The organism is Arthrobacter pullicola (genome assembly GCF_014836875.1).
In the GTDB taxonomy this organism is placed as follows: Bacteria; Actinomycetota; Actinomycetes; order Actinomycetales; family Micrococcaceae; genus Arthrobacter_B; species Arthrobacter_B pullicola.
Genome location: NZ_JACSQC010000008.1, coordinates 66,549 through 86,731, shown reverse-complemented (window position 1 = coordinate 86,731; position 20,183 = coordinate 66,549). Strand labels below are relative to the sequence as shown.

Annotated in this window: 18 protein-coding genes and 2 riboswitches; of the genes, 12 read left to right on the top strand and 6 right to left on the bottom strand. The window is 65.9% G+C overall.

The annotated features are described in order from the left end of the window. Positions 1-178 precede the first annotated feature (178 nt). Genes H9638_RS15205 through H9638_RS15195 form a run of 3 tightly spaced genes read right to left on the bottom strand, consistent with a single transcriptional unit; the run spans position 179 to position 4,482 of the window. A complete protein-coding gene (locus tag H9638_RS15205; RefSeq protein WP_191748807.1) occupies positions 179-1,825 on the bottom strand; it encodes a DNA repair helicase XPB in 1,647 nt (548 codons plus the stop codon). Beyond that, positions 1,818-4,253 (bottom strand): helicase-associated domain-containing protein, encoded by a 2,436-nt coding sequence (locus H9638_RS15200; protein WP_191748805.1) that lies wholly within the window; start codon positions 4,251-4,253, stop codon positions 1,818-1,820. Before H9638_RS15200 ends, H9638_RS15205 begins: the two co-directional genes overlap by 8 nt. Positions 4,254-4,293: 40 nt before the next feature. Further along, on the bottom strand, positions 4,294-4,482 hold the full coding sequence (locus tag H9638_RS15195; RefSeq protein WP_191748803.1) for a hypothetical protein: 189 nt from the start codon (positions 4,480-4,482) through the stop codon (positions 4,294-4,296). 438 nt (positions 4,483-4,920) lie between these two features. On the opposite strand from H9638_RS15195, the gene H9638_RS15190 reads away from it, so the two are divergent. From H9638_RS15190 to H9638_RS15180, 3 genes are read left to right on the top strand one after another with little or no spacing between them, the layout of a single operon-like run. Next, the gene (locus tag H9638_RS15190) at positions 4,921-5,304 is read left to right on the top strand and encodes a cold-shock protein (protein ID WP_191748801.1); all 384 of its coding nucleotides are present in this window, start codon (positions 4,921-4,923) and stop codon (positions 5,302-5,304) included. Between the two features lie 15 nt (positions 5,305-5,319). Beyond that, positions 5,320-5,838, top strand: coding sequence for a DUF3027 domain-containing protein (locus H9638_RS15185; protein ID WP_191748799.1), 519 nt, complete (start codon positions 5,320-5,322; stop codon positions 5,836-5,838). Between the two features lie 54 nt (positions 5,839-5,892). After that, complete coding sequence (locus H9638_RS15180) at positions 5,893-7,167, top strand: MFS transporter (RefSeq protein WP_191748797.1); 1,275 nt, start codon at positions 5,893-5,895, stop codon at positions 7,165-7,167. Between the two features lie 51 nt (positions 7,168-7,218). Here H9638_RS15180 and serC read toward each other — a convergent pair whose 3' ends face one another. After that, positions 7,219-8,346 (bottom strand): phosphoserine transaminase, encoded by a 1,128-nt coding sequence (gene serC / locus H9638_RS15175; RefSeq protein WP_191748795.1) that lies wholly within the window; start codon positions 8,344-8,346, stop codon positions 7,219-7,221. A 230-nt stretch (positions 8,347-8,576) separates the two neighbouring features. On the opposite strand from serC, the gene H9638_RS15170 reads away from it, so the two are divergent. From H9638_RS15170 to H9638_RS15140, 8 genes are all read left to right on the top strand, one after another. Then, positions 8,577-9,284, top strand: coding sequence for a metal-dependent transcriptional regulator (locus H9638_RS15170; protein ID WP_191748793.1), 708 nt, complete (start codon positions 8,577-8,579; stop codon positions 9,282-9,284). A 135-nt stretch (positions 9,285-9,419) separates the two neighbouring features. Further along, positions 9,420-9,632, top strand: a riboswitch (cyclic di-AMP (ydaO/yuaA leader). 3 nt (positions 9,633-9,635) lie between these two features. After that, complete coding sequence (locus H9638_RS15165; RefSeq protein ID WP_191748791.1) at positions 9,636-10,403, top strand: M23 family metallopeptidase; 768 nt, start codon at positions 9,636-9,638, stop codon at positions 10,401-10,403. Positions 10,404-10,528: 125 nt separating this feature from the next. Beyond that, a riboswitch (cyclic di-AMP (ydaO/yuaA leader) is annotated at positions 10,529-10,685 on the top strand. 4 nt (positions 10,686-10,689) lie between these two features. Then, positions 10,690-11,487 (top strand): NlpC/P60 family protein, encoded by a 798-nt coding sequence (locus tag H9638_RS15160; protein WP_191748789.1) that lies wholly within the window; start codon positions 10,690-10,692, stop codon positions 11,485-11,487. A gap of 28 nt (positions 11,488-11,515) precedes the next feature. Beyond that, positions 11,516-12,280 (top strand): NlpC/P60 family protein, encoded by a 765-nt coding sequence (locus H9638_RS15155; protein WP_191748787.1) that lies wholly within the window; start codon positions 11,516-11,518, stop codon positions 12,278-12,280. Between the two features lie 225 nt (positions 12,281-12,505). After that, entirely contained in the window at positions 12,506-13,003 is a 498-nt protein-coding gene (locus H9638_RS15150) for an HNH endonuclease (RefSeq protein ID WP_191748785.1), read from the top strand. Beyond that, positions 13,003-13,650, top strand: a complete 648-nt coding sequence (gene mobA, locus H9638_RS15145) for a molybdenum cofactor guanylyltransferase (RefSeq protein WP_225217502.1) — start codon at positions 13,003-13,005, stop codon at positions 13,648-13,650. The genes H9638_RS15150 and mobA overlap by 1 nt, the downstream gene beginning before the upstream one ends. 42 nt (positions 13,651-13,692) lie before the next feature. Further along, the gene (locus tag H9638_RS16910; protein ID WP_225217501.1) at positions 13,693-13,977 is read left to right on the top strand and encodes a DUF6457 domain-containing protein; all 285 of its coding nucleotides are present in this window, start codon (positions 13,693-13,695) and stop codon (positions 13,975-13,977) included. Continuing rightward, positions 13,974-15,266 (top strand): molybdopterin molybdotransferase MoeA, encoded by a 1,293-nt coding sequence (locus H9638_RS15140; RefSeq protein WP_191748783.1) that lies wholly within the window; start codon positions 13,974-13,976, stop codon positions 15,264-15,266. Before H9638_RS16910 ends, H9638_RS15140 begins: the two co-directional genes overlap by 4 nt. Here the strand turns inward: H9638_RS15140 and H9638_RS15135 are convergent. Further along, positions 15,217-17,568: an FdhF/YdeP family oxidoreductase gene (locus tag H9638_RS15135; RefSeq protein ID WP_191748941.1), complete on the bottom strand. Its 2,352-nt coding sequence runs from the start codon at positions 17,566-17,568 to the stop codon at positions 15,217-15,219. The genes H9638_RS15140 and H9638_RS15135 overlap by 50 nt on opposite strands. A gap of 76 nt (positions 17,569-17,644) precedes the next feature. Between H9638_RS15135 and fdhD the strand changes: the two genes are divergently transcribed. Then, positions 17,645-18,508, top strand: a complete 864-nt coding sequence (gene fdhD, locus H9638_RS15130; RefSeq protein ID WP_191748781.1) for a formate dehydrogenase accessory sulfurtransferase FdhD — start codon at positions 17,645-17,647, stop codon at positions 18,506-18,508. Here fdhD and H9638_RS15125 read toward each other — a convergent pair. After that, positions 18,505-20,175: a sensor histidine kinase gene (locus H9638_RS15125; RefSeq protein ID WP_191748779.1), complete on the bottom strand. Its 1,671-nt coding sequence runs from the start codon at positions 20,173-20,175 to the stop codon at positions 18,505-18,507. The genes fdhD and H9638_RS15125 overlap by 4 nt on opposite strands. Between the last annotated feature and the right edge of the window lie 8 nt (positions 20,176-20,183).

Here is a 20,183-nt window from a genome sequence, read left to right as displayed (position 1 = left end):
CCTAGTTTCTTACATTTAGCTGGACGTTGTCTGTAGGCCGGCCTTAAGCGGGCTGGAAACATCCAATGTGACAGCTGGGGCAGCCGCGCCGTCCAGAGGGTACAGAATCCTTCGGCCGGCGCGGCTTGGAACCGGGGTCCAGCGCCGCGGCGCTGCGCGGATGGAAACGCCGCAGCGGCTACACAGGCTTTTCGATGTCCGCCGCGTCCTGGATGGAGTACGCGTAACCTTGCTCCGCAAGGAACCGCTGCCGCTTCGCTGCGAAGTCCTGGTCCAGGGTGTCGCGTGCGACGACGGTGTAGAAGTGCGCGGCCCGGCCGTCGGCCTTGGGGCGCAGCAGGCGTCCCAGCCGCTGCGCTTCCTCCTGGCGTGAGCCGAAGGACCCGGAGACCTGGATGGCCACGGAGGCTTCGGGCAGGTCGATGGAGAAGTTCGCGACCTTGGAAACCACCAGGGTCTTGAGCTCGCCTTCGCGGAAGGCGGCGAACAGCCGCTGGCGTTCCTTCACCGGGGTCTCGCCCTTGATTACCGGGGCGTCCAGGCGTTCAGCCAGTTCGTCCAGCTGGTCAATGTACTGTCCGATCACCAGGATCTGGTCTCCGTCGTGGCGGCGGACCAGCTGCTCAACGACCTTGGACTTGGTTTCCGACGTCGAGCACAGCCGGTACTTGTCCCCGTCCTCGGCCATGGCGTAGGTGACCCGCTCGTCCCGGGGCAGGTCCACCCGGACCTCGATGCAGTCAGCAGGCGCAATGTAGCCCTGCGCCTCGATGTCCTTCCACGGCGCGTCGTAGCGCTTGGGCCCAATGAGGGAGAAGACTTCGCCCTCCCGTCCGTCCTCGCGCACCAGGGTAGCGGTGAGGCCGAGCCGGCGGCGGGCCTGCAGATCCGCGGTCATCCGGAAGATCGGGGCCGGCAGCAGATGGACCTCGTCATAAATGATCAGGCCCCAGTCATTGGCATCCAGGAGCTCCAGGTGCGGGTAAAGCCCGCCGCGCTTGAGGGTCAGAACCTGGTAGGTGGCGATCGTCACCGGCCGGACTTCCTTCACGGCACCGGAATATTCACCAATCTCATCCTCGGTGAGGGAGGTGCGTTTGAGCAGCTCGTCCTTCCACTGCCTGGCGGACACCGTGTTGGTCACCAGGATCAAGGTGGTGGTGGAGCTGGTCGCCATGGCGGCCGCCCCGACCAGGGTTTTCCCTGCGCCGCACGGCAGCACCACCACGCCGGAGCCACCGGCCCAGAAATTCTCCGTGGCGAGCTTCTGGTACGGGCGCAGTGCCCAGCCGTCCTCATTGAGCAGGATGGGATGGGGGGTTCCGTCAACGTAGCCGGCAAAGTCCTCAGCGGGCCAGCCAAGCTTGAGCAGCAGCTGCTTCAGCTGGCCGCGCATGGCCGACTGCACCACCACGGTTTCGCCGTCGATCCGCGGCCCGAGCAGGGGCTGGATCTTCTTGGCGTGCAGCACTTCCTCGAGCACCGGGTAATCGTTGGTCCGCAGCACCAGTCCGTGCTGCGGATCCTTCTCCAGGCGCAGCCGTCCGTACCGGGACATCGTTTCCTCGATGTCAATCAGCAGCGAGTGCGGCACGGGGAAACGGGAATAGGTCAGCAAAGTGTTCAGCACCTGCTCGGCATCCAAACCCGCGGCCCGGGCATTCCACAGCCCCAGCGGCGTCAGCCGGTAGCTGTGGATGTGCTCAGGGGCGCGTTCAAGCTCCGCAAAGGCGGCGATCGCGTGCCGCGCTTCGGTGGCCTGTGCGTGATCCACTTCCAGCAGGATGGTCTTATCACTCTGGACAATCAAAGGTCCGTCAACCATGTGCCGGGCTGCCCTCCACTAATTCCACGTCCATTATCCGATGTATCGACACTACGCGCTCAACGTCGCGGCGCGGATCGAAGACCCGTACCCGGCCTTCTCCCACTGACAGGGGAACAAAGATCTCCTGCCGCTCATTCCCCTGGCTGTCCACCACACCCATGCGGACTGAACTCTTGGTCCGGATGGCCGTGCGCAGGGTTTCCAGCCCCACCAGCGGCATCGACTCATCGTGCTTCTGGGCACCGGCAGGTCCGCGTCCGCGCAGGGCGGCTATCTGAGCATCGAGGTCGGCGTCGGTCAGTTCCCACTGGTTCACCCGGGTACGGGATGACGACGGCGCGGGCACGGGCGGGCGGGCGTGGGAGCCGTTGGCTTCGCGTGCCCGTCCCTCCATCACCGGCGCATACCCGAGATCCCGGATCGCCAGGGCCAGCTCCTGGGGAGTCGCTGCCGAGGAGATGACGGTGGGTGCAAGCCGGGTCAGCCCCAGGGACGCGGAGCGCGGATCGGCCATCAGGGCATTCAGCCCGGCTTCGTCGTCGCTGCGCAGGTAGCTCCACGCGGCCCCGATGCGCAGGCGTCCGTGCCGGGCAGCGGTGTCCTCCACCAGGTACCGCAGCGGCTGCGGGATCTCGGTGGCGGAATAGTGGGCCAAAAACTCCAGAATGGACGCCGCATCCATCTCGGCGTCCAGCGCCCGCCGGATCGAGTCGGCAGAGAACCGGTAGATTGCCGCGGGGCCCTGGCCCTCGGGGGTGGACATCAGGGCAAGCTGGCGGGCCACTGACGGCTCCAGGTAGCCGGGAGCAACGGCCGTGAGGTCGGCCTGCAGCAGGAAGGAACTGAGCGGCTCGGGCAGGGCTTCGCGGAGCCGGCTGGCCGCCCGGTCAAAGTCGGACGCGGCGACTGCCTCGCCGAGCTCGGTCAGGGCGCCGGACCCGATCAGGCCGAGCTGGGCGGCTTCCTTGAGGATCCCCGGCACCAGGCGGGCGAAGCGCCGCTGCAGCCGCGGCTGGTGCCAGGTGAGGGCGCTGAGCAGATCCTCGACATCGAAGGCGCCGGAATGCGATTCGTGGCCTTCGCCGTCCGCGGAAAGGGCCGCGAGCATTTCCAAGGTTCGACGCCGGACCAGGGGAGCATCCGGGCGGGAAAGCTCCCCGGCGAGGGCATTCAGCGACCCGCCGCCGGGCAGCGGGCCCCCCACCAGGGACGGTGCGCGTTCCGCTTCCAGCCAGGACTCCACCAGGCGGCGCCACTGCACCTCACGGTCCAGGGTCAGCCAGTCGTTCTCCGCGGTTCCCCAGCGGGCGGTGGCGGCGTCGAGGACCAGAAGCCCGGAGAGCGCCGCCAGTTCCAGCAGCCAGGCGGTGGCCCCGATATCCAGCCGCAGCGCTTCGGAGACCCGGCGGACTTCCCGGACCCCGACTCCGCCTGAACGCAGGGTGCCAACGGGTGCCGTACTTGTCAGGGCGAGCAGCTCGGTGAGCAGGCGCAGCGTCTCAGCCACCGCGCCGAAGGCGGCATTGTCCCGCAGGGTGTGCGGCACGGGCCGGGGTTCCGGAGTCACGGGTGCCAGCTGGAAATCCGAGACGATCACATGGCCGCGTGACGCCTGGCCCACCGGCCGGGGCAGCTCCACGTGCAGTGCGTCGAGCGGAACCAGCAGGCCGTGTGCCACGAGCCATTCCACCGGCGTTGGGGAGGGATTGTCGAGGACCGCCCGGCTGATTGCGGCTTTTTTGGGGATCGTCCCGACCGGCGAGTACTTGAAGCGCCGGAGCAGTTCGCCGGTCTGCGGCGGGGCGTCAGCGATTAGTGCCTCCCAGCCTGCCGGGTCGGAGACCAGATGATGCAGGGAATGGGCGGCGGTCGCCGGAGTGTCGGCTTTCTCAAGGGGAAGCCCGCGCTCGCGCAGGTCCTCAACGATCCCCACCAGGCGCTGGCCGAACTCAGGCTGTTGGGCTGCCAGGGTGGAATAGGGCCTTCCGAGTCCCGCCGGATAGGCGCCCAGCGCGTCCCCGAGGACGGAGACGGGCAGATAGAACCGGCGTCCGGCGTCGGCCTTCGGGGCACCCGGGTGCGGCGTGGCCCGGCGAAGGAGCGCGAGGCTGTGCAAATAGCTCAGGATCGAGTCCAGGGCCTTGATGGTGGAACCGGCAATGGCCGCCTTGAGCCAGGATGCCGTGGTGCTCAGATGGGAATCCTCGTTGGTGGTCAGATCCAGTGCTTCCAGGACCTGCAGCTGAGGAGCCGTGAGTTTTTCCAGGGCACGTTGTACGCTGATGCGCGTTGAGGCCCGGGCCGCCAGGGCCTGGAAATCCGGTACCGGGGGAAGGGCCAGATCTGGCCGGGCGGTCAGGAGCTCACGCAGTTGTTCGTCACTGCGCGCTGCAAGGTCTTCAGCCAAGGCTCGGATCGCGGACATCGTCCAATACGTTACCCGAGTGGGACCAAAAACAAACGGGTTAGCCGCGCCGCCGGTGCACGATTGAGTCAATTACCAGCCCGGCCATCAGCAGGAATGCCACCGGCAGGGCGTAGAAAGCTCCGGCAGCGAACCCGGGCCAGATCTCCGCTCCCTGAAGCGCCTGCAGGAGGAGGACCCCCAGGCTGGCGACACCGGCCAGGGCCAGGACGGCGGCCAGTACGGTCAAAACCAGCCGGATGGAGGAACGCCTGGACCGGGGCGGAACGCCTGGGCCCGTGGAAGTGGTTCCAGGTGCGGAATCGGCAGTTCGACCGGTTGATTTCCCGGTGATTGGCAGGCGTGGGTCCATGGTCTTAAACGCTAGCAGCTAAAAACCCACGCCCACGAAGCCATACCCTGAGGCAGGAACCCGTGCAGGGGATATTCTAAAGGGAACAGACTTCACCGTAGTATCTCTGTTGGTGCCCGGCCGTTGCCGGCGGGTGCAGCAGATGCGTACCAACCGGGAAAGCGCAGCAACCGGGGCTGTGCAGCAACGGGGACGTGCCGTATTAATGTAACCAGTACCGGTGCGGCACTGAGGCACCCCGGATGCAGTACGGCAAGCAGTAACATCGTGCGGGCGAGCGCGCCGCACCCATTACACAAGAACGAGGTAAGCGAAGTGCCCATCGGCAAGGTCAAGTGGTTCGACACTGGTAAGGGATTTGGATTCCTGGCCACTGACGACGGCCAGGAAGTGTTCCTGCATGCCTCAGCGCTTCCCTCCGGTGTGACCGAGGTGAAGCCCGGAACACGCATGGAGTTTGGCGTGGCAGACGGACGCCGCGGCCCGCAGGCGCTGTCGGCCCGCATACTGGAGGCTCCGCCGTCGGTCGCCAAGGCCACCCGCAAGCCTGCGGATGACATGGCCGTGATTACGGAAGACCTGATTAAGCTGCTGGATGGTATTTCCAATGGCCTGCGCCGTGGCAGGTACCCGGAGAAGAAGCACGCAACCAAGGTCGCCGCGGTCCTGCGGGCCGTGGCCGACGACCTTGACGCCTAGGGGTAGAACCTCCGAGTGAACACCAACGACACGACTGCTCCCGAAGAACAGCCCGTAAAGTCCGCTGCCCGGAAGGCACCCCGCCGGCCGACGAAGCCGGATGCTGTGCTGGCTGCTGCCATCGAAACGGCACGGGCCGGCCTGCTGGAGGTCGTGCCCGAATCGCAGATTGGCGAGTACATTGGCGCCGTTCCCGAAGCCGACCGGCTGGTGACCCACCGGTTCCAGGCCAACCGGCCCGGCTACCGCGGCTGGCAGTGGTACGCCACCCTGGCCCGCGTTCCGCGCGGCAAGGTGGCCACGGTCTGCGAAGTGGGGCTGCTGCCTTCCGAAGGTTCGGTGCTGGCACCCGAATGGGTTCCCTGGTCCGAGCGGATCCGGCCCGAGGATGTTGCCGCCGAGGCAGCCCAGGCAGCGGCCGAGGCTGCTGCGGCGCAGGCCACCGCTGACGCAGCCGCGGAAGAGAAACCGGAAGAGGCCGGGGAAGCAGAGCAGGGCACCGCACCCCGGACTGCGGCGACGGAGGACGAATAACAGGTGAGTGTTTGGAACGCGGTTCATCATCCCGGATGGGAGGGGTGAACCCAATTGTTCCGTTCGCTCCGCATCTTCAACTACCGCATCTGGTTCATTGGGGCACTGGTCTCCAACATCGGCACCTGGATGCAGCGCACCGCCCAGGACTGGCTGGTTTATGACATCCTGACGAATCAGGATGCGGCGGCCATGGGCATCGTGATGGCGCTGCAGCTCGGTCCCCAGCTGCTGCTGGCGCCGTGGGCCGGACTCATTGCGGATACATATGACCGCCGCAGGGTCCTCCTCACCACTCAGCTGGCAATGGCTGCCCTGGGTGCGGGACTTGGCCTGCTGGTCCTTTCCGGCCATGCGCACCTCTGGCATGTCTACGCGTTCGCCCTGGCCCTCGGCATTGTGTCCGCCATCGACGCCCCGGCACGCCAGAGCTTCGTCTCGGAAGTGGTCAGCGAAGAGAACCTGCCCAACGCCGTCGCGCTTAACAGTGCCTCCTTCAACGGCGCCCGGATGATCGGTCCGGCCGTTGCCGGCCTGCTGACCGTGGCTGTTGGGCCCGGGTGGGTCTTTTTGATCAACACGGTGACCTTCGCTGCCATGATCCTGGCTCTGCTGAAGATGAGGTCCGGAGAACTCCGGATCCTGCCGAAGGCACCGCCCGGGAAGGGACGGATCCGCGCCGGACTGAAATACGTGCGGTACCGGCCGGACCTGATCATGGTGCTGGTGGCCATCTTCATCGTGGGCACGTTCGGATTGAACTTCGCGGTTTACATCGCGGCGATGGCCCGGACCGAGTTTGGGCAGGACGCCGGGATTTTTGGACTGCTGAACTCGATCATGGCCATCGGCTCGGTTGCCGGAGCGCTCCTCTCCGCACGCCGGGATAAACCGAGGCTGCGGTTCATCTTCGGCGCTGCCGGCGCCTTCGGCCTCTCCTGCGCGGTGGCGGCGGTTTCGCCCACCCTGTGGATCTTCGCGCTCTCCCTCATTCCCACCGGACTGTTCGCCCTCACCCTGATGACCAGTGCCAACGCCTACGTGCAGACGACGACGGCGCCGGTCATGCGCGGGCGGGTCATGGCCCTGTATTTCGCCATCTTTATGGGCGGAACACCGCTGGGCGCTCCAATCGTCGGCTGGGTTTCCAACTCCTTCGGACCCCGGTGGAGCCTGGGTGTCGCCGCGGCTTCCGGACTGATCACCGCCGTCATCGGCCTGGTCTGGGCCTGGCGGTCCCACCACCTGCGGCTGCACTATGACCGCACGGTGCGCCGCCGGCTGGTAGTCACGAGCCGGGAAACAGAACAGGACCCCAACGCGCAGTAGCGCATGGGGTCCTGTCCCGGGTCTTGCCCGGTGCTCAGCCTGCCTCCAGGCCTACGAGTGCTCGATCACGTAGTCGATGCAGTTCAGCAGGGCACTGACATCATCCGGCTCGATCGCCACGAACGTGGCAATCCGCAGCTGGTTGCGGCCGAGCTTGCGGTACGGTTCAACGTCCACGACGCCGTTGGCGCGCAGGGTCTTCGCGATCGCCGCGGCGTCGATGGAGTCATCAAAGTCGATCGTGGCGATGACATTGGAGCGGTCTTCCGGCCGGGTCACAAACGGCTTCGCAACGGAAGAGGCCTCGGCCCAGGAGTAGATCCGGTTGGCCGAGTCCGCCGTGCGTCCGGCGGCAAAGGACAGGCCGCCGTTGGAATTGAGCCACTGGACCTGGTCATTGAGCGTCACCAGGGTAGCCAGCGCGGGCGTGTTGTACGTCTGGTTCAGGCGGGAATTGTCGATCGCGGTCTGCAGATTCAGGAAATCGGGGATCCAGCGGTCCGAGGCGTTAATCCGGGCTGCCCGCTCAAGTGCGGCGGGGGAGAACATACCAAGCCACAGGCCGCCGTCGGAGGCAAAGTTCTTCTGCGGTGCGAAGTAGTAGACATCCGCCTGCGCGAGGTCGACATCGAGGCCGCCTGCAGCGGAGGTGGCATCAATCAGCACGAGTGAGCCCTCATCGGCACCGGCAACCCGGCGGACCGGAGCGGCAACGCCCGTGGAGGTCTCATTCTGCGGCCACGCGTACACGTCCACGCCGGCTTCCGCGCGGGCCTCGGGCCGGGTGCCGGGCTCCGCCTTGAGGATGGTCGAATCGGCCAGGAAGGGAGCCTTGTTGGTGGCGGCAGCGAACTTGGAGCCGAACTCACCGAAGGAAAGGTGCTGGGCCTTGTTCTCCACCAGGCCGAAAGAAGCGACGTCCCAGAATGCCGTGGAACCTCCGACGCCCAGGATGACTTCATATCCTTCGGGAGCCGAAAAGAAGGTGGAAAGCCCTTCGCGGATGGAACCAACCAGGTTCCGGACGGGTGCCTGGCGGTGGGAGGTGCCCAGGAGCTTGGCGCCGGCCTGGGACAGCGCCTCGACCTGCTGGGGACGCACCTTGGAAGGACCAGCACCGAAACGCCCGTCCTGGGGAAGAAGTTCTGCGGGGATCGTAAGCGTGGCGGTTTCGCCCATTTTTGTTTGCTCCAAGCGGGTTGGCAGGGTGCTGTAGATACTTCTCTATTCTGCACCTCTGCCCCCTGCGGCAGGTATTTGTGAACGGGAGTTGGCAATGGGCTCCGAAAGTGGATAATTGCCTCCGAATTGGCGGCATGGGCTAACGTGGAAACGAACCTGCGGCGCAGTTTGCGCCGCCGTGGTTTTCAACCCTTTCTCTTCCGCACGAATTCTAGGAGCGGCTGGTCATGACGGACCTCATCGACACAACTGAGATGTATCTTCGAACCATCCTTGAGCTCGAGGAGGAGAACATTGTGGCCCTGCGCGCCCGGATCGCCGAGCGCCTGCGCCATTCCGGTCCGACGGTCTCCCAGACCATTGGGCGGATGGAACGCGACGGGCTGGTTGTGGTGTCGGGTACCCGGCAGCTGGAACTGACCGAACTGGGCCGGCGCCGCGCCACGGAGGTAATGCGTAAACACCGTCTTGCCGAGCGGCTGCTGGCCGACGTGATCGGACTGGACTGGGCCTACGTCCACGATGAAGCGTGCCGCTGGGAGCATGTGATGAGCGAACGCGTCGAACGCCGGCTCTATGACCTGCTGGGGCGCCCCACGGAGTCGCCGTACGGCAATCCCATCCCGGGCCTGGAGGCACTGGGCGGAACAACATCCCTGGCTCCTGCCGGCGGCTATATGGACCTGGTCTCAGCCGTCAGCGCGGCCGCCCCCGGGACAGAGATGAACCTGCTTCGGCTGGCCGAACCGATCCAGGTGGACCCCGAGCTGCTGGCACAGCTGGATGAGGCCGGGCTGCGTCCTGGGGCCTCCATTACCGCAGAGGTCGTCGGAGGCTACATCTCAGTCCGCGTTCCCGGAATTGAGGGCGCCTTGGAACTGCCCACCGAAGTGGCCGCACACGTTTTCGTCACCGGTCAGGCTCTCCCGGCCTGACCCCGCCGGCTGCCCGCAGCCGTTGACCGGCGTTGGCGGCGCTGACCGCTCCGGACCCGGCCGCGGATAACGGAATGGTATCTTTTGGGATTTTTCCCCTATAGTGACTTCTGACTACAGCAACAACACTGATCACCGGTCCGACAGCCGAACCCTGCCACTGGACCGCAGGTGTAACCGTTCGCGGGCAGGGGCGGAGGACCCATCAAGCGGCAGTGGCAGCACTGTCTTGGGGTGAAGCCTCCGAGCAGCACAGGAATATCCGCACAGCGGTAGGCCAGTGCGTCGTGGGCCGAGTTCTCTACTCGAATCCGACAGCTAACTTCGCAGGCTTTGTAGAGAGGGAACCACTTGTCGAAGCACACTGCTTCGGGCAGGCGCAGGGCCGAAACCACGGCCACCCAACTGCGTCCACGTGCCGCCGCCGGGACTACTGGCCGGCGACGCGCTGAAACTGTCCGCCGCCCGCTGGGGGGATCCGCCCAGAAATTCGCCATCACGGCCGCCGCCTCCGGGCTGGTGCTGACCGTGGCACTGCCGACGACAGCAGCGGCCGTAGATCCCGTACCGGCACCGGAAGCCACCGCGGCTCCCGCTCCGGTTTCGGCTGATCCCAATGCAACCCTGGAGTTTGACCGGGCCGCTCTGACCAGCAAGTTCGATCCGGACGCGAAGCTCCAGGGGCTAACCGTCGCCGGCGCGGACGTCACTCCGGCAGCAGCACAGGGTACGCTCGCGACCCCGCTGGACTCCGAACTGGTGCAGACTTCATCCTTCGGTTACCGGGTCAGCCCGATCACGGGAGCGGCGGGTGAACTGCACACCGGCCAGGACTTCGCCGCGGCCTGCGGCACCCAGGTAACCGCGGCCGCCAGCGGCAAGGTCAAGTCCGCCGGTTGGCATGCCTACGGCGGGGGAAACCGCGTAGTGGTGGACCACGGCAACGGGGTGGAAACCACCTACAACCATCTGTCGGCCATCAGCGTCTCCGTGGGCGACGAAGTCCAGCGCGGTGACCTGGTGGGAGCCAGCGGCACCACGGGGGCTTCTACGGGCTGCCACCTGCATTTTGAGGTACTCGTCAACGGCACTCCTGTCGACCCCCTCGGCTGGTTGTGACCGCTCCAATATCCTTTCGTGACCTGAGCGTGACATTTCCTTGATGTTGTTATATTCTCGTCACCGTGCCTGATTGGCCAAAGATCAGGCACTCTCAAACAGATCGCCGAGCTCTGCCACCGTTTGAGATCCGTTCGCAAAATCGCATGGCAGAGGCGGGGGAACCAATTTCGGGTTTCGCAAGAAGCCCTAGGGGTTAAGTTGCCGGACTTAGCAGTCCAGCAACCGGGTGACTCCCATCCGAATCCGACAGCTCACCTCGTAGGCATTGGGAGAGGCAAAAACTGTGTCATCAATCAATTCCGGCCGCCATCGTGCTGCCTCGGTTCAATCCAGCCCGCTTACGGCTTTCTCCAAGGCCGTAACCGCCAACGCAGGAACCGTCGGCCGCCAGGCCGCCGTCGTCGTCGCAGCTTCCGGCCTTGTTCTGGCCGCTGGCATGCCGGCCCAGGCTGCACCGGTTTCCACCGACCGCCAGGCACTTGAAGCAACCCCCCTCAACGTTGTGACCTCCAACGGGACCGTAACGGTCTCCGAGCAGGCACCCTTCGACCTTCCGGTAGCTCCCCTTGCGGGATCGCTCTCCGGGGCCGAAACCCGCGCCCAGATCGCTGCCGCCGAGCTGGCCGCAGCAGAAGAAGCCGCTGCCGCTGTTGCCGCCCAGCAGGAGGCATACGCTGCCCAGCAGGCCGCAGCCGCACCGGCACAGGCACCGGCCTCTTCCGGCGTCACCACCGCATCCTCCGCACCGGCAGCTGCACCCGCTGTCAGCGCCAGCGGCGTCGCTGCAGGCCTGGTTGCCTCCGCCTACTCACAGATCGGCGTGGCGCAGGACTGCACCGCGATGGTCGAGAAGGCACTGCGTTCCGTCGGCAAGTCCGTTGGCGACCTCGCTCCGTCCCAATTCTTCGCCTTCGGTGCCGTAGTCGGGTCCCCGCAGGCCGGCGACCTTGTTATCACCGGCGGACACGTTGCGATCTACGTCGGCAACGGCCAGGTCATCAGCGGTGGCCTGAACGGTATGAACACCGGTCTCCACTCCCTGTCCGACCTTCCCGGCGCAAGCTTCGTCCGCGTCAGCTAACGCTGACAGATAAACGGAGCACACTGCCATGACCTCGACAACTGAGCGCGCCCGTCACCGTGCGCCCGTCCAGCGCACCAGCTCACTGACTGCACTGGCCGACGCCGTCACCTCCAACGCCGGAACGGTCGGCCGCCAGGCTGCCGTCATCGCCGCTGCCTCCGGCCTGGTGCTCAGCACCGGCGTCGCCGCAAATGCAGCCGGACCGGAACTTTCCCGCGATGTGCAGACCAGCAAGCTGGATCTGTCCTCTATCCCACTGCAGGTTCCCGCAGATGCTGTTGGCCCTGAGCTCACGTTCGCTCCGGTCCCGGGCGTCATCGTGGCCGAGGAGCCGGTAGTTGAGGCCGTGACCGTGCAGTCGCAGGAAATCAACGCCCCGGCAGCTGAGGCTCCCGCCCAGGCAGCAACCGCCCAGACCGCAACTGCTCCGGCGGCTTCCGCTGCCCCGGTTGCCTCCTCCGGGATTGCCGCCACAATTGCCGCAGCTGCCTACGCCCAGCTGGGTGTGATGCAGGACTGCACCATGCTCGCTACCAACGCCCTGGCAGCGGCGGGCATCAACTTCCACGGATGGCCGGCGGGTTACCTCTCCCTGGGCCGCACCGTAAGCGCGGGCGAAGCAATCCCCGGTGATCTGATCTACTACGCAGACGGCGGCATGGGCATGGCCCACATTGCTGTTTACGTCGGCAATGGTCAGGCCGTCCACGGCGGTTTCTTCGGCAACCAGACCGTTGTTGCTCCGGCCGAGCTTGGCTCCGGCGGCGTATACATCCGCGTAGGCGGCTAGCAGCAAACCAGAACCTGACACAGTTCGCCAAAGGACCCTCCCGCCCGGGAGGGTCCTTTGTTGTTTCCAACCACGGATGCGCGGCAATCCAGCCGGTATTTCGTGCTGCTTAAATAGCGGGAATCCCCGATCCCGGCTTACCCTTGCAATGAAGATTCGAAGTACCGCAGTGGAACGGTGAACTTTACCCTCGCCGGACCCGCGGGCAGGCGAAGAGGAACGTGCATGCGAACGCTGGTTCTGAATGCGGGCTACGAACCGCTGGCCGTTGTCACCTTCCGGCGTGCACTGGTTCTGGTGCTAACCGGAAAAGCGAGCGTGCTGGCGGAGAGCGGGGTGCCCGTGGTTAGCCCGGCTGATGTCTTCGGACGGCCCTCGGTCATCCTGCTGAACCGCTACGTCAACATTCCCTACCGGGAGGAGACCGTTGCCACCCGCAGGGGAGTCCTGCGGCGCGACGGCCATGCATGTGCCTACTGCGGCAAGCAGGCCGCCACCGTGGACCACGTGGTCGCCAAATCCCGCGGTGGGGAGGCCAGCTGGGAGAACCTGGTCGCGTGCTGCCTTCGGTGCAACAACAATAAAGGGGACAAAACACTGAACCAGCTCGGCTGGAAGCTCCGGTTCACCCCCAGGCCGCCAAACGGTGCCCGCTGGCAGATCCGTGAACTCGACCAGCCGGCCGCGCAGTGGAGCCCTTTCCTTGGCGACACGGCTGCCTGATGGAACGTGAAACGGAACAGCCGCCGGCCTTCAACGCGGTAGTCCTCGCCGGCGGACGGTCATCGCGCCTGGGTGGGGTGCCCAAGGCCGGACTCCTTTTTGATGGGCAGACCCTGCTCGAGCGCACCTTGGGTGCCGTACGGCAGGCCCGCAGCGTGGCCATCGCCGGGCCCGCGGATCTGGAACAATTTCTGCCCGCCGTACCCCAGCACGGGTTTTTTGTCCGGGAGGAGCCCGCTTTCTCTGGCCCTGCGGCAGCTGTCGGGGCCGCCGTGAGCGCGCTTTACAGTACTGATGCCGCGCACGGCAGTGCGCCGCCGTGGACCATGGTGCTGGCCTGCGACATGCCCGGCGCTGCCGGCGCCGTCCAGACGCTCCTGGCCGAGGCAGGCCGGGATCCTGGGCAGTCCGTCATGGCCAGGGACAGCAGCGGGGCTCTGCAGCCTTTGGCGGCGCTTTACCGCACCGAAGACCTGCGCAGTGCGGTGATCCAACAGCCCGGGGGACTGGAGAATCTATCAATGTTCCGCCTCCTTGCTAGGGTGCAGTGGAGAGAGGTTGCCGTGCCGGAGGGAAGCACTGCTGATGTGGACACCTGGGCTGATGCCGGAAAGTGGGGGATCAGGCCGGGCAACCGCACTGTCTGAGGCCCTGCCGGTTCCAGCGACGCCCCAGGAACAAAAGGAGCCATGATGGGAAGCCAGCAGGAAACACTCGAGGCGTGGACGCAGCAGCTGCTGCGGTCCCTTGAACTTGAGGGAACAGCAGTGGACATCGACGCCGTCCTGGACCTTGCGGCAGCGGCAGCCCACAACGTTGTCCGTCCGGCGGCTCCGCTGACGACGTTCATTGCGGGCCTCGCAGCCGGCCTGGCCGCGGGAAGCGGACAGGCCGATGAGAACCTCGCCATGCGCGCGGCTATCCGCGCTGCCCAGCGTGAGTGCGACGCCGCCACTCCGGAGGTAGGCAAGTGAACGGGCCGGCACCGGTAATTCTTCCGTTGCAGCCCAACACCTCCTGGGACCAGGCCCGCAAAGCGGCTTACGCTGCCGCCCGTCCGCTGCCGTTTGAAACGGTCCCTCTCGCTGAGGCGCTGGGACTGACCCTGGCGGTGGATGCCCCCGCTCTCCAGCCGGTTCCGCACTATGCGTCCTCGGCCATGGACGGCTGGGCCGTGGCGGGACCCCCGCCCTGGCGAATCGTCAGCTCGGAGGAACCAGAGCACGAACGCTGGCAGATCCATAAAGAGTCCGGCCGCCGGCCGCTGCAGCCCGGCGAAGCCGTACCCATCCTTACCGGCGGGCTGGTTCCGGTGGGCGGAGAAGCCATCCTGCGGTCTGAAAACGGCCAGTTGAGCCCAGGGGACCCCGCACTACTGGTCCCGGGACCCACGGCTCGGAGCGATGAACCCCGCCCCGGTGAACACATCCGGCCGGCAGGTGAAGAAGCAGCGGCAGGGGAGACGGTCATCGCGGCCGGGACCGTACTCAACCCGGCGCATATTGCGCTTGCAGCCGTCTGCGGCCATGACACCCTGCCCGTGCTGCGTGCTCCGCGCGTTTCCCTGCTGCTGACCGGTGATGAAGTCATCGAAGCCGGGCTGCCGGATTCGGGTCAGGTCCGGGACACCTTCGGACCGCAGCTGCCGCAGCTGATCGGCATGCTGGGAGGCCGGGTCGACGCCGTTCGCCGCCTCGCCGACCGGCTGGAGGACGTCACAGCTGCGCTCAGCACGGACGCTGTGGACGAAGCATCGCTGGCCATGTCCTCCGGGGACGTGCTGGTGACCACCGGCGGTACGGGGACGTCCGCAGCGGATCATCTCCGGCGCGCGCTCAGCGAAGTCGAGGCTGAACTGCTGATCGACGGGATTGCCATGCGCCCCGGCCATCCCACCCTGCTGGCCCGCTTGCCGGACGGACGGTTCGTCGTGGCGCTCCCCGGGAACCCGCTCGCCGCCATGATGGCCGTCTTCACCGTGCTGCAGCCGCTGCTGGCCGGGCTGCGGGGCGCAGAGTTCCCCAGGGAGCGCCACGTCCTGGCCGGCGTCGACATCGATCCGCTGCCTGGCCGGACCCGGCTGGTTCCGAGCCGGATCCAGGACGGACGCTCCGTACCCTCGCAGTACTACCGGTCGGGGATGCTCCGCGGCCTTGCTGACGCCGACGCCGTGATGGTGATCCCCGAAGCCGGCTGCACCGCTGACGAGTCCGTCACCGCGCTTCCCCTGCCGTGGCAGGTGCAGCAGGCTCCAGCCGGATAATGACCGACTTGGAGGTGGGGGTGCCGCTGACATCGGCGACGGAGTCCAGCGGCACCAGCACGTTCGCCTCCGGGTAGTACGCGGCCGCACAGCCTACGGGAGTGCTGTAGGCGACCGCCCGGAAGCCCGGCGCCCGGCGCTCTACGCCATCCTCGTACTCGGAGACCATGTCCACCATGTCTCCGTCCTGCAGACCCGCCGCAGCCAGGTCGGCGGCGTTGACGAACACAACGCGGCGTCCACCGTAAATGCCGCGGTACCGGTCGTCCTTGGCGTAGATCGTGGTGTTGTACTGGTCGTGTGAACGCAGTGTCTGCAGGATGAGCCTGCCTGCGGGAACCTTCGGATACTGAAGCTCATTTGCCGTGAAGCGGGCCTTGCCGGTGGCCGTGGCGAACTTTCGCCCGTCCCGGGGGCCGTTGGGCAGCACGAACCCGCCGCCGCCGTGCTTGAGCTTTGCCTCGAAACCCTCAAATCCGGGGATCACATTTTCGATGTGGCTGCGGATTACCGAGTAGTCTGCCCGGGCGGCTATCCAGTCCAGCTTTGGTGCGTTCGAGCGGAACGGAGCCCGGGTGCCGGTGAAGAGCCGTTCGGAGAGCTCGCACACTATGGCCACTTCCGAGCGGACCTGCGGACCGGGCGGATCCAGCCTGCCCTGGGAGGCGTGGACGGCGCTCATGGAGTCCTCCACGGTGACGCGCTGGTCACCCCCGGCCTGGGTGTCCCTGTCGGTCCGGCCAAGGGCCGGCAGAATCAGCGCGCGGCGCCCGTGCACCAAGTGGGACTTGTTCAGCTTCGTCGATACCTGCACGGTCAGGGCGGTGTTGCGCAGGGCCTCTTCCGTGACGTCGGAGTCAGGCGTGGCACGGATGAAGTTGCCGCCCATGGCCATAAAGACGCGCACCTTGGAATCGCGCATGGCGCGAATCGCGTTGACCGTGTCAAAACCGTGCCTGCGCGGTGATGCAAAGCCGAATTCGCCGTCGAGCCTGTCATGAAAGGCTTCCGGCATCCGCTCAAAGATGCCCATGGTGCGGTCACCCTGAACGTTGGAGTGCCCCCGGACGGGGCAGACACCGGCACCCGGACGTCCCATGTTGCCCTGGAGCAGCAGTACATTGACGATGTCGCGCAGCATGGGTACCGAGTGCTTGTGCTGGGTCAGTCCCATGGCCCAGCAGACCACCGTGGACTTGGCGGCAATCATGCGCGCACCGGCAGACTCGATCTGGGCCCGCGTCAGGCCGCTGGCCGTGCAGATTTCGTCCCAGGAAACCTGGCGGATGGCGGCAAGGTACCCGTCCAGTCCGTCGGTGTAGGAAGCGATGAACTGGTGGTCAAAGACGTTGCCGTGTTCTTCTTCCTGCTCCAGCAGGTACTTGCCCAGGCCCTGGAAGAGGGCCTGGTCCCCGCCGAGCCGGATCTGCAGGAAGTCATCAGCCAGCTGGGTGCCCCCGCCGAACCTGGTGCCCAGGAGCCCCGAAGCCTTCTGCGGGTTGTCGAACCGGAGCAGCCCGGCCTCGGGCAGCGGATTCACCGCGATGATGGTGGCACCGTTCTTCTTCGCGCGCTCCAGGGCGGTAAGCATGCGGGGATGGTTGGTGCCGGGATTCTGTCCGGCCACGATGATGAGCTCCGAGTTCTGGACATCATCCAGGCTGACGGTACCCTTGCCGATGCCGAGGGTCTCGGTGAGGGCGGAGCCGGATGACTCATGGCACATGTTTGAGCAGTCCGGCAGGTTATTGGTGCCGATTCCCCGGACCATCAGCTGGTACAGGAACGCTGCCTCGTTGGAGGTGCGCCCGGAGGTGTAGAACACGGCCTGGTCGGGGGAGTCCATGGCCGCGAGCTCCTCGACGATGATCTCGTACGCGTCGTCCCAGGTGACCGGCCGGTAATGCGCAGCGCCGGCGTCGAGCAGCATGGGATGGGTGAGGCGGCCCTGCTGGCCCAGCCAGTAGTCGTCCTTCTCCAGCATCTCCGCCACCGAATGCCGGGCAAAAAACTCCGGCGGAACCCGGCGCTTGGTGGCTTCCTCCGCGACGGCCTTGGCGCCGTTTTCGCAGAACTCTGCGGCATGCCGCTTGTCGCCTTCCGGCCACGCACACCCGGGGCAGTCGAAGCCTTTCTTCTGATTCACCTGTATCAGCGTCTGTGCACTGCGCAGCGGCCCCATCTGATCGATGGAGATGCGGAGGGAATTGATGACGGCTGGCAGGCCGACAGCATGTGTTTTCGGTTCACCGATCCGCAGCTCGGATTCGTCGATCCCATCTTTCGGAGCCTTGCTTGGCACAGCCATCACGTCCTTGTGTAGGAAATCACCTAGTCTGTTGCTAGGGCCAGTCTAGGACTTATCAAGGAGCTATGGCATGGGACGGGTTTCACGGCGTGGCCGCGTCACGCGGTACCGCACGGATGGCACGGTTAGCCGGCGCGATGACGTGCTGGCAGGTGAAGAACCACTGGAAATCCGATTCGAGGGACGTTCCTTCACCGTGACGATGCGGACGCCCGGTGATGACTTTGACCTGGTGGCAGGTTTCCTGGTCTCCGAGGGCGTGATCTGGGAGGCCGGGCAGCTCATCAGCCTGCGTTATTGCGCCGGGGTGGATGAGGAAGGGCAGCAGACATTCAATGTGGTTGACGTCCAGCTGCGTCCCGGGACCCCGCTTCCCGACACTGGCATGGAGCGGCACGTCTACACTTCCAGTTCCTGCGGTATCTGCGGAACGGCGTCCATTGAGGCTGTCCGCAAGTCTTCACATTTCGACGTGGCTTCCGACGGTGTCCGGGTTCCCCTCGAGGTGCTGGCTTCGCTGCCGGATAAGCTCCGCGGCCAGCAGGCACTTTTTGAGAAGACCGGCGGAGTCCATGCGGCAGGCTTGTTCAGCGCCGAGGGCGACCTGCTGTGCCTGCGCGAAGACGTGGGCCGGCACAACGCGGTGGATAAGGTGGTGGGGTGGGCGCTGCGCGCCGGGCTCCTGCCTCTGCGCGGCACCGTGCTCCAGGTCTCCGGCCGAGCGTCTTTTGAACTTGTTCAAAAAGCACAGCTGGCAGGCATCCCGGTCCTTGCAGCCGTCTCCGCGCCCTCCGCGCTGTCCGTGGATTTGGCCCGGGACGCTGGGATGACGCTGGTGGGTTTCAGCCGCGGGACCTCCCTGAACTGCTACTGCTTCCCGGAGCGGATCGAAGCGAAGTCTCCGGTTGCCGCCGGTACAGAGGCGGGTGCCTAGCTGCTGGGCAGCAGCACCTCCACGCAGGTGCCCTCGTCCACGATGGACTTCAGGGTGATCCGCCCGCCGTGCTGGTGGACTATGTCCTGGACGATTGCCAGGCCCAGCCCGGTGCCGGGAATTGCCGCAGCCGTCGCGTTGGAGGCACGGAAGAAGCGGCTGAACAGTTTCGGCTGATCCTTCGCCGGAATGCCGATTCCCGTGTCCTGGACCCGGACACGGGCCATGGTCGGAGCGCCGTCCATTCCCGGAAGCAGATCGGCAAGGAGCTGGACTGAGCCGTTGGACGGAGTGAACTTCACGGCGTTGGAGGCCAGGTTGGTGAAAACCCGTTCAAGCTGTTCCCTGTCCCCGTCCAGTCGAAGCCCGACGTCGGCACAGGTCAGCGAGAGCCCGACGTTCCGGCTCGCCGCAGCAGGAGTCAAGGAAGCGATGACCTGCTGCAGCAGGTCCTGCAGATCGATGTCCTCGACATCCATGCGGTCTTCTTCAGCGTCGCTGCGGGAGATGGTGAGCAGGTCACCGATGAGATGGTTCAGCCGGTTGGCGTTTCGTCCCACGATCTCCAGCATCTGGGCTGTCTCCGGGGAGATTCCGCCGCCTGAGCCATCCAGGATGAGGTCCAGGTAACCGGTGATGGAGGTCAGCGGGGTGCGCAGTTCGTGGTTGATGGTGGCCACGAAGTCTGTCTTCTCCCGGTCAAGTTCACGCTGCCGGGCCAGGACCATCCGCTGGGCGGTGATCAGGTGGCCCTGAACCAAGCCGTGGGCCAGGTTGCCGCTGACGTGCTGGATCAGTGCGAGCTCGGTGGGTGTCCATAACCGGGCGGTGTTCTCCCCGGCGAGCCAGATGATGCCGAACGGGCGGTCGCCGTGGCCCAGCGGAACGATCACCGATGTGCGCAGCCCGGCGTTCCGCGGTGCCGGGTGGAGAATCGGGTGGGTGTCGCACTCCGGGTCAAGATGGTCCCGGGCCGCCAGCATCTGGCCGCTGTCCCACAGCATGTCGGCTACTGCGGCTGCCTGGCCGGGGTCGGGCGACGGGATGGAAGCGGCCGCGCCCGGGCGGCTCCAGGAGTTCCGCAGTTCCGGAACCCGTTCATCCGGAAAAATGGTCAGCAGGACGTGGTCCGCGCCAAAGGCATCTCCCAGACCTGAGACCACGGCCTCAGCCATAATATGCGGGTCGTTTGTGGCCCGTACTGCGGCCGAGATGACGCGCGTTTTTCCCCTCAGAAGGTTGTTGGCTTCCCGGCGCCTGCGCAGGGCCAGTGACTCCGCCCTGATCAGCGCAGCCCGGTAGGCGAGCTCGTTACCGGTGAGGGGACTCAGCACAAAGTCGGTGATGCCGCGCCGGACCATGTCCTCGACGTCAAGCAGTTCACCCGGCGTGATCAGGATGACCGGCGGGCCGGAACCTTCCGCGGCCGGGAGCAGCCAGCGCCGCAGATCCGGTCCGGCGGCTTCCACGGCTGCAGTGTCGACGACGGCGAGGACGGGAAGCGCGGAATCAGCCCCGGTCCCGGCGGGCACCGGCCGCAGCTGTGCCCGCACCAGCGCTTCCTCAACTGCCGCCCGCAGCCCGGAGTCACTGACAGCAACCAGCGCCGGAAAGTCATCGCTGCGGCTGTCGGTGAGTGAGCCTTGATGGGTCGGCGCCGTAGACATAGGGGCCT